Below are 13,168 nucleotides of genomic sequence, written 5' to 3' on the forward strand. Positions count from 1 at the left end.
TCTGACATGACCCGCTCATTACGCATCGTCTACATCGCGCTGTTTCTGCTGACCCTGCTGGTGCTCGGTCTGTGGTCGGTGCGCAGCTTCTTCGGCTTCAGCACCAACGCCGATGCGACCGTGCTTAACGGTCGCTGGACCAAAGCCGTGGAAACCCACTACGACGATCAGTTTCCGATCAAGCGTCTGGGCACCAATCTCTGGGCGGCACTGGATTTCAAACTGTTCAACGAAGGTCGTCCGGGCGTGGTGCTCGGTCGCGATCAGTGGCTGTACAGCGACGAGGAATTCAACCCGATCGTCAACGAAGAGCTGAACCTGCAAGGCAACTACGCGCTGGTCGAAGGCGTGCGCCAGACCCTCAAAGCCAAAGGCGTGAAACTGGTGATGGCGATCGTGCCGGCCAAGGTTCGTCTGTACCCGGAACACCTGGGTGAAGTGAAACCGGCGAGCATCCACGCCAACCTCTATCAGGACTTCCACGCCCGTGTCGCGGCGGACAAGATCCTCGCCCCGGACCTGCTTGGCCCGCTGCAACAGGCCAAGCACAACGGTCAGCAAGTGTTCCTGCGCACCGACACCCACTGGACCCCGGAAGGCGCCGAGATCGCTGCCAACACCCTGGCGAAAACCATCGCCGACAAGTTCCCGCTCAGCGGCGAGCCGCAGCGCTTTGTCACCACGCCAGCGGAGAAGGTCACGCACAAGGGCGACCTGCGTCTGTTCCTGCCACTGGATCCGCTGTTTGAAAACCTGATGCCGGCGCAAGAGCCGCTGCAGAAGCGCAACACCGTGGCCGCCGAGCAACCTGCCGGTGACGACGCGCTGTTCGCCAGCAGCGAAGTACCGGTCGCACTGATCGGCACCAGCTACAGCGCCAACCCCAACTGGAACTTCGTCGGTGCGCTGAAACAAGCGCTGCACAGCGACGTCGTCAACTACGCCGAAGACGGCCACGGCCCGATCCTGCCGATGCTCAGCTACCTGAAAAGCGATGACTTCAAGAACAGCCCGCCACAGGTGCTGATCTGGGAGTTTCCTGAACGATATCTGCCTGTGAACAACGAAATCGGCGACGCCGACCCGCAGTGGGTCGCAGAGCTCAAACAAGCCGGTGCTCGCCAACAAAACGTAGCTGTAAACACTAAATCCGAGACGCCCGACCGGGCGCAAAACTGAAAGAGAGGTACACCATGACTTTCACTACTACTCCTCGTCGTCTCGCAAAACGCATTGCACTGGTTGCCGGTCTCAGCGTGCTGTCGGTCCAGGCTTTCGCCGGTGGTGACGCCGCGCTGTACGGTCCGACTGCACCGAAAGGCTCGACCTTTGTGCGTGTCTATAACGCCAGCAACGCTGAAGTCAGCGCCACTGTCGGCAGCACCAATCTGAGCGACGTTGCGCCACTGGCCAGCAGCGACTTCAGCTTCATGCCGGGCGGCGATTACAGCGCCAAGGTCGGCAGCCAGACCTTGCCGGTGAAACTTGCCGGTGACCACTACTACACCCTGGTCAACAACGCTTCCGGCGCGCCGCAACTGATCGAAGAGCCGCCGTTCAAGAACAAGCAGAAATCCCTGGTGCGCGTGCAGAACCTCAGCGACAAGCCGCTGACCCTGAAGACCGCCGACGGCAAGACCGACGTGGTGCCGAACGTGGCGGCCAAGGGCCGTGGCGAACGTGAAATCAACCCGGTGAAAGTCAGCCTGGCGCTGTACGAAGGCGACAAGAAAGTCGGCGACGTGAAACCGGTCGCTCTGGAGCGTGGTGAGGCAGCGGTGCTGTACGTCACCGGTTCCGGCAGCAGCCTGTCGCCAGTCTGGGTGAAACGCCCGGTGTCGACCCGCTAATCCATTTCATGAACTGACGCAGTAACCCTGTGGGAGCGAGCCTGCTCGCGAATACGGTCCGACATCCAACATCAATGTCGACTGATGTACCGCTTTCGCGAGCAGGCTCGCTCCCACAGGGCCTCTAACCAATCGATTTTATGGAGTAAACAATATGATTCCGGTGATCTTGTCAGGTGGTAGCGGTTCACGTCTTTGGCCGCTTTCGCGCAAGCAATTCCCTAAACAATTCCTCGCCCTGACCGGTGAACACACACTGTTCCAGCAAACCCTGGAGCGTCTGGTGTTCGAAGGCATGGACACACCCATCGTGGTCTGCAACAAGGATCACCGCTTCATCGTCAACGAACAGTTGGCCAACCGGAACCTCGAATGCCAGCGCATCCTGATGGAGCCGTTCGGCCGCAACACCGCGCCAGCCGTGGCGCTGACCGCGATGATGCTGGTCAACGAAGGGCGTGACGAACTGATGCTGGTGCTGCCGGCCGACCACGTGCTGGAAGACCAGAAAGCCCTGCAACGCGCATTGGCCCTGGCCACCGTCGCCGCCGAAAACGGCGAAATGGTGCTGTTCGGCGTGCCGGCGACCAAACCGGAAACCGGTTACGGCTACATCAAATCCACCGGCGATTCGCTGCTGCCGGAAGGCGTCAGCCGTGTCTCGCACTTCGTCGAAAAACCTGACGTCAAACGCGCCACCGAATACGTCGAATCCGGCGGCTACTACTGGAACAGCGGCATGTTCCTGTTCCGCGCCAGCCGCTTCCTCGAAGAGCTGAAAAAGCACGATCCGGACATCTACGACACCTGCCTGCTGACCCTCGAGCGCAGCCTGCAGGACGCCGACACCGTCACCCTGGACGAAGCCACCTTCGCTTGCTGCCCGGACAATTCCATCGACTACTCCGTCATGGAAAAAACCCAGCGCGCCTGCGTGGTGCCGCTGAGCGCCGGCTGGAGCGATGTCGGTTGCTGGTCGTCGCTGTGGGAAGTCAACGAGAAGGATGCCAACGGCAACGTCAGCAAAGGCGACGTGGTGATCCAGGACAGCAAAAACTGCATGATCCACGGCAACGGCAAACTGGTGTCGGTGATCGGTCTGGAAAACATCGTCGTGGTCGAGACCAAGGACGCGATGATGATCGCGCACAAGGACAAGGTTCAGGGCGTCAAGCAGATGGTCAACACCCTCAACGAGCAGGGCCGTAGCGAAACCCAGAACCATTGCGAGGTCTATCGTCCGTGGGGTTCCTACGACTCGGTGGACATGGGCGGGCGTTTCCAGGTCAAGCACATCTCGGTCAAACCGGGCGCATGCCTGTCGCTGCAGATGCACCACCACCGCGCCGAGCACTGGATCGTGGTCAGCGGCACCGCCGAAGTGACCTGCGATGACAACGTGTTCCTGCTCTGCGAAAACCAGTCGACTTACATCCCGATCGCCTCGGTGCACCGCCTGCGCAACCCGGGCAAGATCCCGCTGGAAATCATCGAAGTGCAATCGGGCAGCTACCTCGGCGAAGACGATATCGAGCGTTTCGAGGACATCTACGGTCGTTCCACCCCGATCGAACGCGGCGTGTCGGTGAAAACCATCGCGCAGTGATCACCCCGCAATAAGAAGCCCCCGTCCAGCCCGCTGCGTCCCCATCCGCAGTGGGTTGGGCGGGGGCTTTTTTGGCCTGTTCACATTCATCCAACGCTTGTTCTGATAATTAACGGGGTAACATTTTTGCTTTTATCACGTATCTATGTGCCGTCCCGAATCGTGCGGTGTTATCCATGTAGGACCTTCCTTTTGGAATGTGTTGCACGGAAACTACTTTAACTTTGTTATACATTGGAAACGTTACTTCTCCCTCGGATGCATACAACCCCTCAGAAACACCTGCATGTCCAGGTTCCACCTCAAAGTGCCACATTATGGATTTACCGGACACGTAGCCCATGCCTGGGTCTTTGGATGTTGACATTATCAACTGAGAGCGGATGTTTACATTCAGTATGCTTTCTGTAGCATCGTCTCCGACGCTCTCTACAAACTCGGCAAGCCATGGGTAGCTATTCAATATGGCTGTTGTGTCTCCTCGGAAAAGCTCCTTTACATCCGCACGATGATAACTTGGCCATTCTTCATCTATTTTCCCTAAAACACCCTGAACTTCCAAAGCTTTGTCATTATCGATATTCCTGGCGGGAGGAGTCATATTTCGTCCAACTTCCCGCCATACATCTACAAACTGCTTTATATCGTCAATTGAACTATAGTGCTCAATATTGAGCTTCTGAAGAGCAATTGTGAATGAAGAATAATAAGGATATTCACCCCCTTGTTGTTTATACAATGCCGGATCTTCTTTAATGACCCATTTTTTAGTGGTCAATGGTCGGGAGGCTGCTCCCGGTAAAGGGGGAGGTATGCCTGAGACAGGTGGCGGCGGGGGGGGCAATGCTGGCGGTCCTGGAGGACCGGATTGCTCTGGAAGCTGCGGCCTGCGTCCATCTGCATCGATCAACGTACCGGGGTTATTTCTGACCATCCGGTACAGGTTCAAACCATCCACTTCCCCCGCCGGGTCCGGACTGCTCCATTTTTGCAACCAGGAGATGTAGTAGCGGTGACCGTAGTAATCAAGTCCGGTCGCATCACGCTCCTTGCCTGAATAACGGACGAATTTGTAGCTGAGTTCGCCGTTCTGCCAAGCGCTGGTACCGAACGGGTGATACTTCTCCCGACCAATCAACGTACCGTCACCGGCGGTTTCCAGACTAACCGAACCCAAGTGATCGATATGTTGGTATCGCCATCGATTGTTGACTCCCGAAGGCGGCGGGCTCTCCCAATGCTGTACTCGAGCGTTGTCGGTAACGATGATCTGCAACCGTTCGCCGGTACCGTTATCGGTGCGCAACTCCAGCCCGGGCAAATAGCGTACGTCGGCAATCAGGCTTCGGACGCCAGTTCGCAACGAACGGACCTTGCGTACCCGCTGGCTGCCACCATCGTACAGATAGACCTCATGATCATTGATACCTGAGGCACGCTCCACCGGACAGACCGTTTGCAGTTGATTGCGCAGGTTCCAGTTCAGTACCCGCCCTGACTCCAGCGTCAGCAGGTTGCCTCTGCGGTCGTAGGCAGCTTCGATTTCTGCCTCACCGGGAATGACGTCCACGTAAGGCAAAGAGCGGTTGCTATAACGCGCCGGCTGCAGTTTGCGCCCGTGGCTTTGTGCACCGACATGAATCAGGTTGCACAGGTTGCCGCCGGGATCATATTCGTAAGTCTGTTGATAGTTGCTGACCGCCCCCGGATCGATGCGGCCCATCGATTGCGGGCCACGATTGACTGCGCCGGCCTCCCAACCGGACGCCTTGGTCAACTGGTAAAGACTGTCGTAGACAAAGCGACTGACCGGGTCGATGCGCTGGTTGGCGAAGTAACGGATCGGCAGTGACTTGTCTTCGGTACTCAGGACATTGCCTACCCGGTCGTATCCATAACTCAAATGTTGCAGCACAAGACCATCAGCGTCTTCAGTCCGCTGAACCAACAGGCGATTGTCTTCGGGGCTATACGTCCGGGTGGTTTGTACACCGTTGCCGGCGGTTTCCTGCGTGACATTGCCTTGCGCGTTGTAGTGGATGTCCCTGACCAGGGTCTGCTCGGGTTCCCCCTTCAACTGCAAGCGGCGCTCGCGCAAGTGGCCATCGACGGTCAGCGCGAATGTATGCCGGTTTTCTCGGGCATCCGTCTGTTCCAGCACATCCCCCAGCGCACCATGGCGCCAGCGCGATGTCGCACCGGCGCCTGGCTCCAGCAGCCGCTGACGATCCGCCTCCGACTTAGGCCAGTCAGGTGCCAACGGATCCTGAGTGAAGTGGCGGGTGTCCTCGGTACATTCGCCGCTAATTGCAAATCGGTTGAACAGTACGCTGCCGGCCGGGTGATCATGACGGATCAGTTGACCGTAATGATTTTGCGCCAGATCGCCGCTGCCGGGATGACCGTAGGTCAATCGCTCGCCGCAACGCCGCGCCTCGCTTGCCCCTTGTTCGAATATCGCAACGGGTCGAAGCAAGGCATCGTACTCAATGTCGCGTCGCGTCTGACGGCTGTCCCAACTGAATACCGTTTGCGTGGCGAGCCCCTTCAACTCGATTTGCGTGCCGGTATCGACACTGTCCGAACGAATCACCGAGGCGCCCAAGGTAAACACTCGTGTCAGATTGGCCGGCGTCAGCGGATCGCCGACCTGCGACAGCCAAAGCCGCGGATCCCACTGTTTAACCGCATGCCCCGCCGGGTCATGAAGGATGCGGTTGATCCGGGGGTCGACAGGGCCGTCCTCGATAGCTCGACAATAGTCGACCGTGCGAACCAACAAACCGCGCGGGTCGAACACAGACACCCTCGGCGTATTGATGTGCAAGCTCATGAAAAGTCCCTCCCCGTGCGAGCGGCGTTGTTCGAACCTCCGGAATTTGAGCAGGCACAACGCATGTTCAACAACTGTCAGAAATTACAGTCCCGACCAATGGCGTCACGCTTTGCTCGGCGAATATCCATTCCTGCGCCCCTTCGGTAGGATGGTGCTCATGAGTTCAAGGAGCGTTCAAACATGTTCATCGGCGTTTTGCTGGTCATCACCTGGCTGATCCTGTTGTTGCGCTATCCGGCCAAGGCCGTGCCGGTGTCCGTCGCGGCTGCCGTTGGTCTGGGTTTGGTCGCGGTCTGGGTGGTGTGGCTGGACAACCGCGAACTCAAGCAACTGGCGCGTCTGGAGATGCGCATTGTCTATGCGCCTGAACAGTGCCCCGCGGATCGACCGCTGCAACTGAAAATGAAAAACGGCAACAACGTGCCGCTGACCGAACTGCGCTGGCGCATTGCAGCCTACGCGCCCGGTGACACGGTCAATCTGGCCGACAACCAATACACCGCCCCGCGCTATCGCGGCCCCGGCGAACTGCAGGCCGGCGGCGACTGGGAAGACTGCCTGCCGATGCCACCGCTGCGTCCCGGTTATCGCCCGCAAACCCTGGAGTTTCGCGCCGAGCGCTTGCAAGGCAGTTTCTCCGACTGATCCCCTCCCCCACTTTTTGCACAAGGAATGCGCCATGCCCGTTGCGTTGATTACCGGTTGCTCCAGCGGCATTGGCCGCGCCCTCGCCGACGCCTTCAAAGGCGCCGGTTACGAAGTCTGGGCCACTGCGCGCAAGAGTGACGACGTCGCGGCGCTGACCACCGCCGGGTTCACCGCGATCCCGCTGGACGTCAATGACAGCGTGGCGCTGGAACAACTCGCGGAACGCATCAACCAGCAACACGGTGGCCTCGACGTGCTGATCAACAACGCCGGTTATGGCGCCATGGGGCCGCTGCTCGATGGCGGCGTGCCGGCCATGCAGCGCCAGTTCGAGACCAACGTGTTCTCGATTGTCGGCGTCACTCGCGCACTGTTCCCGGTGCTGCGCCGGGCCAAGGGGCTGGTGGTGAACATCGGCAGTGTTTCGGGCGTGCTGGTGACGCCGTTCGCCGGCGCCTACTGTGCGTCGAAAGCGGCGGTGCATGCGCTGAGCGATGCCTTGCGCATGGAACTGGCGCCGTTCGGCATTCGCGTGATGGAGGTCCAGCCGGGGGCGATTCAGTCGAGCTTCGCCAAGAATGCCGGGCACGAAGCCGAGCAGTTGATCAACGAGCAGTCGCCGTGGTTTCCGTTGCGTGAGGGGATTCGCGCGCGGGCCAAGGCCTCGCAGGACAAGCCGACCCCGGCTACCGAGTTTGCGGCTGAACTGCTCAAGGCTGTGCAGCGGGACACACCGCCACGCTTGATCCGCATTGGTAACGGCAGTCGGGCGTTGCCGTTGCTGGCGACGTTGTTGCCGAAGGGGTTGCTGGAATCGACGTTGAAGAAGCGGTTCGGGTTGCGCGGGAAGCTTTGATTCAGCCTCGACAGTCACGCTCCACGCTGATTTCCAGAAGACACAAAGCCTGAGCAACGTGCGCCTCGGGCACTCACCTTACTCCCGCCCACGGCCCTTCACCACCTGTCAACTCTGACAGTAGACGCTGATTTCACAAGCAGAGCAGACTCGATGCAAGACGCTCACACTCGCGAGCATCAGTACATCAATCGGTGAAAATAATGAGTACTTTCGAGCGCAAACCTGGCGACATTGATCCGAGCTTTGGTGAAAAGGGCGTTGTGACCCTCGCGATTTTGCCGCACACAAACGGGAATGATCGACAAATCAAAGGCCTTTACCGGTTGCCCACGGGAAAACTCCTCCTCGGCATCACTGTCTCCCATGACGACGAGGCCGACGAGGCCGACGAGGCCGTACTCTACACCTCGTCCTACTATGGGCTGGCACGCCTGAATGAAGATGGCAGGCTGGATCCGACCTTTGCGAGCAAAGGCTTCACCTTCAACAAGTTCTATAAGCGGTTTGACGCATTAGGCGGCAAAGTGGCGATGCATGGGTCATGGATCTATATGCAGGGCGGAACCACTATAGATGACGACACCGAGTCTCCGCCCGTGCACCTGGTGTTGGGACGTTTCAACGAAAACGGCGTGCAGGACCTGGACTTTGCGACCCAGGGCAAACTGATCCTGCGAAATCTACCGACGGAGAATTGCCTCTCAGACACAGGCAATGTGGCAGTGCAAGTGGATGGCATGATCGTCGTCGGTGCGACCTATCACGTCATGGGCGCCCCGGAAAGAACTCATGCCGTGCTGTATCGCGTGACTGAAAAGGGACAACCGGACAAGCATTTCGCCAGCGATGGACGCCTCGACATCAAACTTCACGCTACGGTCTCCGCGACATCGATTTCGGCAATGCACCTGCTCGACTCCGGGAAGATCCTGATCGCCGGCAGCGCCACTCGTGCAGAAAGAACGCAGGGTTACTTTGCCCGTCTCAACCCTGACGGCAGCATGGATAAAAGCTACGGCAACCCCAGCACGCCCGGAGTCCACATGCTGAACCTCACACACAGCGACAGCACCGTGCAGGGTCTGGTGAAAACAGCGGAAGGAGGTTTTTTCGGTCTGGGTCACTCAAGGCGAGCCGGGCAAAGCATGCACGGGCTCCTGGTCAAAATGGATGAAAACGGCAAGCCAAACCCTCATTTCAACCGAGGCGAACCGTTACTGACCCTTCTTGAAAAGCACACAGGAGACAACTGGTGCGCAGGTTTCATCGACAGCGAGAACAGAATCACCGTAGCGGGCAGTGACCTGGAAACCCACATCGCTCGTTTTCTTGGCACTGGCGACCTTGACAAAGAATTTGGCACAAATGGCTTTCTGAGCAGGGATACGTCGGCCATGCCCGCGTCGATTTTCCTGCAACCACGCGCCGATGAGAAATTCATATTTGCCGGTAACGTCACCGGAGTCGGCGGCCCATACGGCAATCTTTGGGGATTTTTCGGTTGATCATCGATGCCCATCCTCGACATTTCGGGGATGGGCGCGTGCTCGCGATTATCAAGCCGGGTTCACGTCGGTGCGGATAGTTTGCTCCTTCCCCCCCAGCCCTTCATGAAATCAATAAACGCCCGCACCTTCAGCGGCAAATGCCGGGTATCCGGATACAGCGCGTAAACACCCTGCTGAGCAAAACGGTAATCGGCCAGCAACCGTACCAGTCGCCCGGCTGCCAGATCCTCCTGAATCAGCCATTGCGGCAAAATCGCCACGCCTTGCCCGGTCAGCGCAAACGCCCTGAGCGTCGCCGAATTGTCGGCGACGATGGCGGTGGTCCCTGGTTTTGGCTGGTAGAAATGCTCGGTCCCGGTCGGGTCGGTCACGGTCATTTCCGGGACTCGGCCGTGGCCCAGCCTCGGCATCGACTCCAGCGTCGCCAGTGTGGCAACCGGCGCGAAGCGCTCGACCAGCTGCGGCGCCGCCACCGCAAACACCTCGAACGTCGATAACTGCACCGCGCGCAGATTGGAGTCGTGCATGCGCCCCAGACGAATCGCCATGTCAAAGCGTTCAGAGATCAGATCGGCATGGGTCGAGGACGTCGACAGATGAATGTTCAGTTGCGGCTGTTGCTGACGGAACACCTCCAGCGCCGGCACCACTTGGGCCAGGGCGAATTCCACGGTGGTGGTGATGCGCAACGTGCCCTTGAGTTGCGAATGCTCGGAGCGCGCTTCCTCGATCGCCAGTCGCGCTTCGTCAAGGGTGCGCAGACAGCGTCGATAAAAACGCTCGCCGGCATCGGTCAGGGCCAGTTGCCGGGTGTTGCGGGTGAGCAAGGTGACACCCAGTTCTTCTTCCAGGCGCTTGAGATTGAAGCTCACCACCGCCCGGGTCTGGCCCAGAGTATCGGCGGCCGCGGTCAACGAGCCGGCCTCGACCACGGCTTTGAAAGTGTCAAAACGGTCCAGGCTGACCATGTCCCACGCACCCCTTGTCAAAATTATTTTGACAAACTAGCAGGCAAACCAGCGTTTTCCTAACGCCTGAAGCCCCCTACCCTGCACGTCTCATCACAGGGAAGCTGCCATGGCCTATCGCTCGAAAGTCGCGCTGGTGTATCTGTTCGGGTTTGCCCTCGACCTGCTGAACATGTTCGCCGCGAGCATCGCCTACCCGGATATCGCCCGGGAATTACAGGCATCCGTGACGCAACTGGCGTGGATCACCAACGCCTACATGCTCGGGCTGACGCTGATCATTCCGCTGAGCGTGTGGCTGGCGGCGCGGCTGGGCGAGCGGCGGCTGATTCTCGGCTCGTTGCTGGTGTTCGGCATCGCCTCCGGTCTGGTGGCCCAGGCCGGGTCGATTGAAAGCCTGATCGGCTGGCGCCTGCTGCAAGGACTCGGTGGCGGCTTGCTGTTGCCAATCGGTCAGGCCTTGGCGTATCGGCAGTATCCAGCGACACAACGCGCACACCTCACCGGCGTGGTGCTGATGGTCGCGCTGCTGGTGCCGGCCCTGTCGCCGGCGGCGGGCGGCCTGATCGTCGAGGCGTTGTCATGGCGCTGGATTTTCTACCTGAACATGCCCATGGCGCTGCTGGCTTTCGGATTGGGTCTGCTCTGGTTGAACGCGGATCAGGCCACCCTTGAACGCCCCACGCTGGATCTACTCGGTCTGCTGCTGGCCGTATCAGCCCTGAGTCTGTTGTTGATTGCCGTGAGCCTGGCGAGTGCCGCCGCTACCCGTCACCTCGCCGCCGGGGTGCTGCTGCTCGGCGTCCTGACCTTATGGCTGTACCTGCGTGACGGCTGGCACAAACCCGACGCGGTGCTCGACCTGCAACTGATCAACAGTCCGTCGCTGCGCCTGGCGATGCTGATCTACCTGTTCGTGCCCGGGGTGTTTACCGGTACCAACATGATTGCCGTGTTGTACCTGCACGACCTCGGTTTCGGCGCGGCGCAAACCGGTGCGCTGATGCTGTCCTGGGCGGCCGCCTCGGGTGTGGCGATCATGCTCGGCAAACGCAGTTTCAACCGCATCGGCCCCAAGCCGTTGCTGATCGCCGGGATGCTTTTGCAGTGCCTGGGGATTGTCATGCTGATGCGCATCGAACAACCCGCCGCCGCGCCGCTGATCATTGCCTATGCCTTGATGGGTCTGGGCGGCAGCCTGTGCAGCGTGACCGCGCAGAGCCTGGCGTTTGTCGGCATCGCGCCGGAAAAAATGGGCCACTCCAGTGCGTTGTGGAACATCAATCGCCAGCTCGGTTTCTGCCTCGGCGCGGCGCTGCTCAGTTCGCTCTTGGGCGCTTTGGGCGGCAACGGTTTCCGCTACTGCTTTCTCGCCGCCGCGCTGCTCACGCTGTTGCCGATGGTCGCGGTGCTGCGTTTCGATGCCTCCAAAGTGCTCGCCCTTTTGAGCTCACCTCCCCTTCAGGAAAAATCCACATGATTGACTACAACGAATATTTTGATGAAGTGATCCAGGCCCACCTGGTCATCGAACGCTGGTTTGCCGTGGAGCAGGATTCGGCGGAACTTGCGCGTTTGCTGAGCCGGTTCTCGGCGGATTTTTCCATGGTCACGCCGCTGGGCCGGACGCTGGATATCGAAGCCTTGCGCGCATTGTTTCAGTCGGCGGGCGGGAAGAAGGCCGGCTTCAGAATCGAGCTCAGTGAGCTGCGCGGGATTGCGCTGCATGCGCATGGCGCGACGCTGAGTTACCGCGAGCAGCAGAGCGATGCGAGCGGGTTGCGCACCGATCGCCGATCGACGGTGGTGTTTGAAAAGACCGAGGCCGGGCGGGTGCTGTGGCGGCATTTGCAGGAGACGTTTTGCCAAGGCTGATGCGATCTCTTTGTGGCGAGGGAGCTTGCTCCCGCTGGGCTGCGCAGCAGCCCCGATACCTGCCCCCAACCCTGTCAGGCACACCGCGCAGTCAGCTTTTACGACTGCTACGCAGCCGAGCGGGAGCAAGCTCCCTCGCCACAGGTTTACTCTCCTGTGTCCTGCTTCACCACCACCGTGCAAGTAATCCCCGCCGCCAACAACACACCCTCCGGCACTTCATCGATGTGAATGCGCACCGGCACCCGCTGCGCCAGTCGTACCCAGTTGAACGTCGGGTTCACGTCGGCGATCAGCTCGCGGCTTTCCGGGTTGTCGCGGTCGTAGATGCCGCGGGAAATGCTCTCCACGTGGCCCTTCAACACTTCGCCGCTCATCAGTTGCATGTCGGCCTTGTCGCCCACGCGCACGTGCGGCAGCTTGGTCTCTTCGAAGAAGCCGTAGACCCAGAACGAGTTCATGTCGACCACGGCCATTTTCGCTTCACCGATGCGCGCGTAGTCGCCGCGATGCACATTGAGGTTGGTCACGTAGCCGTCCACCGCCGCGCGCACTTCGGTGCGTTTGAGGTTGAGTTCGGCGGCTTCCAGTTGCGCTTGCGCGTGTTGGTAATCGGCCAGCGCGGCGTCGGCGATGTTGCTGGCGTCGTCGCGGTTTTCCTTGGAGATCACCAGATTGTCGAGGTCGGCGCGGCGGTGCGCGTTGACCTTGCGCATCTCCCACGTCGCCTTGCGCGAAGCCACCAGCGACTGCGCCTGCTTCACCGCGAGACGGTAATGCTCGGGGTCGATCTGCATCAGCAGGTCACCCTTCTTCACCAACTGGTTGTCGCGCACCGGTACGTCGACCACTTCCCCGGTGACGTCGGCGGCGACGTTGATGATGTCCGCCCGCACCCGGCCGTCACGGGTCCACGGGGTATTCATGTAGTGCTCCCACAGGGTCCGGCCGATCCACAGTGCCATGGCCAGCACCAGCAGGGTCGCGAGCAGGCTGAAAAACTTTTTCATCAGAACGT

Annotated in this window: 11 protein-coding genes; 8 read left to right on the forward strand and 3 right to left on the reverse strand. The window is 59.7% G+C overall.

Going from position 1 to position 13,168, the window contains the following annotated elements:
* The first annotated feature begins 6 nt into the window (after positions 1 to 6).
* From M0814_RS17220 to M0814_RS17230, 3 genes are all read left to right on the forward strand, one after another.
* Complete coding sequence (locus M0814_RS17220) at positions 7 to 1,179, forward strand: alginate O-acetyltransferase (RefSeq protein ID WP_103486487.1); 1,173 nt, start codon at positions 7 to 9, stop codon at positions 1,177 to 1,179.
* 14 nt (positions 1,180 to 1,193) lie between these two features.
* Positions 1,194 to 1,850 (forward strand): alginate O-acetyltransferase AlgF, encoded by a 657-nt coding sequence (locus tag M0814_RS17225; RefSeq protein ID WP_003221835.1) that lies wholly within the window; start codon positions 1,194 to 1,196, stop codon positions 1,848 to 1,850.
* 154 nt (positions 1,851 to 2,004) lie between these two features.
* Positions 2,005 to 3,456, forward strand: coding sequence for a mannose-1-phosphate guanylyltransferase/mannose-6-phosphate isomerase (locus M0814_RS17230; RefSeq protein ID WP_103486486.1), 1,452 nt, complete (start codon positions 2,005 to 2,007; stop codon positions 3,454 to 3,456).
* A 109-nt stretch (positions 3,457 to 3,565) separates the two neighbouring features.
* On the opposite strand, the gene M0814_RS17235 is transcribed toward M0814_RS17230, so the two are convergent.
* Entirely contained in the window at positions 3,566 to 6,289 is a 2,724-nt protein-coding gene (locus M0814_RS17235) for an RHS repeat-associated core domain-containing protein (protein ID WP_103486485.1), read from the reverse strand.
* Between the two features lie 183 nt (positions 6,290 to 6,472).
* Here M0814_RS17235 and M0814_RS17240 point away from each other — a divergent pair, with 183 nt between their 5' ends.
* The 3 genes from M0814_RS17240 to M0814_RS17250 all read left to right on the forward strand — a co-directional run bounded on the left by M0814_RS17240 (position 6,473) and on the right by M0814_RS17250 (position 9,304).
* Positions 6,473 to 6,937: a multidrug transporter gene (locus M0814_RS17240; RefSeq protein ID WP_103486484.1), complete on the forward strand. Its 465-nt coding sequence runs from the start codon at positions 6,473 to 6,475 to the stop codon at positions 6,935 to 6,937.
* 34 nt (positions 6,938 to 6,971) lie between these two features.
* The gene (locus tag M0814_RS17245; RefSeq protein WP_103486483.1) at positions 6,972 to 7,796 is read left to right on the forward strand and encodes an SDR family oxidoreductase; all 825 of its coding nucleotides are present in this window, start codon (positions 6,972 to 6,974) and stop codon (positions 7,794 to 7,796) included.
* Positions 7,797 to 7,999: 203 nt separating this feature from the next.
* Positions 8,000 to 9,304, forward strand: a complete 1,305-nt coding sequence (locus tag M0814_RS17250; protein ID WP_103486482.1) for a hypothetical protein — start codon at positions 8,000 to 8,002, stop codon at positions 9,302 to 9,304.
* Between the two features lie 62 nt (positions 9,305 to 9,366).
* Here M0814_RS17250 and M0814_RS17255 read toward each other — a convergent pair whose 3' ends face one another.
* On the reverse strand, positions 9,367 to 10,275 hold the full coding sequence (locus M0814_RS17255) for a LysR family transcriptional regulator (protein WP_112997819.1): 909 nt from the start codon (positions 10,273 to 10,275) through the stop codon (positions 9,367 to 9,369).
* Positions 10,276 to 10,384: 109 nt separating this feature from the next.
* Between M0814_RS17255 and M0814_RS17260 the strand changes: the two genes are divergently transcribed.
* Together M0814_RS17260 and M0814_RS17265 are read left to right on the forward strand one after the other, a co-directional pair.
* Complete coding sequence (locus M0814_RS17260) at positions 10,385 to 11,755, forward strand: MFS transporter (RefSeq protein ID WP_103484105.1); 1,371 nt, start codon at positions 10,385 to 10,387, stop codon at positions 11,753 to 11,755.
* On the forward strand, positions 11,752 to 12,150 hold the full coding sequence (locus M0814_RS17265; protein ID WP_103484106.1) for a DUF4440 domain-containing protein: 399 nt from the start codon (positions 11,752 to 11,754) through the stop codon (positions 12,148 to 12,150). Before M0814_RS17260 ends, M0814_RS17265 begins: the two co-directional genes overlap by 4 nt.
* 146 nt (positions 12,151 to 12,296) lie before the next feature.
* Here the strand turns inward: M0814_RS17265 and M0814_RS17270 are convergent, their stop codons facing one another.
* A complete protein-coding gene (locus M0814_RS17270; protein WP_103484107.1) occupies positions 12,297 to 13,160 on the reverse strand; it encodes an HlyD family secretion protein in 864 nt (287 codons plus the stop codon).
* Positions 13,161 to 13,168 lie beyond the last annotated feature (8 nt).

This window comes from Pseudomonas sp. MWU12-2020, assembly GCF_023100605.1.
GTDB lineage: Bacteria > Pseudomonadota > Gammaproteobacteria > Pseudomonadales > Pseudomonadaceae > Aquipseudomonas > Aquipseudomonas fluorescens_H.

What these genes read in the sequence shown, in the direction of transcription:
- M0814_RS17220 (WP_103486487.1), top strand. Translation starts at nt 7, where the DNA reads ATGACCCGCTCATTACGCATCGTCTACATCGCGCTGTTTCTGCTGACC.
- M0814_RS17225 (WP_003221835.1), top strand. Translation starts at nt 1,194, where the DNA reads ATGACTTTCACTACTACTCCTCGTCGTCTCGCAAAACGCATTGCACTG.
- M0814_RS17230 (WP_103486486.1), top strand. Translation starts at nt 2,005, where the DNA reads ATGATTCCGGTGATCTTGTCAGGTGGTAGCGGTTCACGTCTTTGGCCG.
- M0814_RS17235 (WP_103486485.1), bottom strand. Translation starts at nt 6,289, where the DNA reads ATGAGCTTGCACATCAATACGCCGAGGGTGTCTGTGTTCGACCCGCGC.
- M0814_RS17240 (WP_103486484.1), top strand. Translation starts at nt 6,473, where the DNA reads ATGTTCATCGGCGTTTTGCTGGTCATCACCTGGCTGATCCTGTTGTTG.
- M0814_RS17245 (WP_103486483.1), top strand. Translation starts at nt 6,972, where the DNA reads ATGCCCGTTGCGTTGATTACCGGTTGCTCCAGCGGCATTGGCCGCGCC.
- M0814_RS17250 (WP_103486482.1), top strand. Translation starts at nt 8,000, where the DNA reads ATGAGTACTTTCGAGCGCAAACCTGGCGACATTGATCCGAGCTTTGGT.
- M0814_RS17255 (WP_112997819.1), bottom strand. Translation starts at nt 10,275, where the DNA reads ATGGTCAGCCTGGACCGTTTTGACACTTTCAAAGCCGTGGTCGAGGCC.
- M0814_RS17260 (WP_103484105.1), top strand. Translation starts at nt 10,385, where the DNA reads ATGGCCTATCGCTCGAAAGTCGCGCTGGTGTATCTGTTCGGGTTTGCC.
- M0814_RS17265 (WP_103484106.1), top strand. Translation starts at nt 11,752, where the DNA reads ATGATTGACTACAACGAATATTTTGATGAAGTGATCCAGGCCCACCTG.
- M0814_RS17270 (WP_103484107.1), bottom strand. Translation starts at nt 13,160, where the DNA reads ATGAAAAAGTTTTTCAGCCTGCTCGCGACCCTGCTGGTGCTGGCCATG.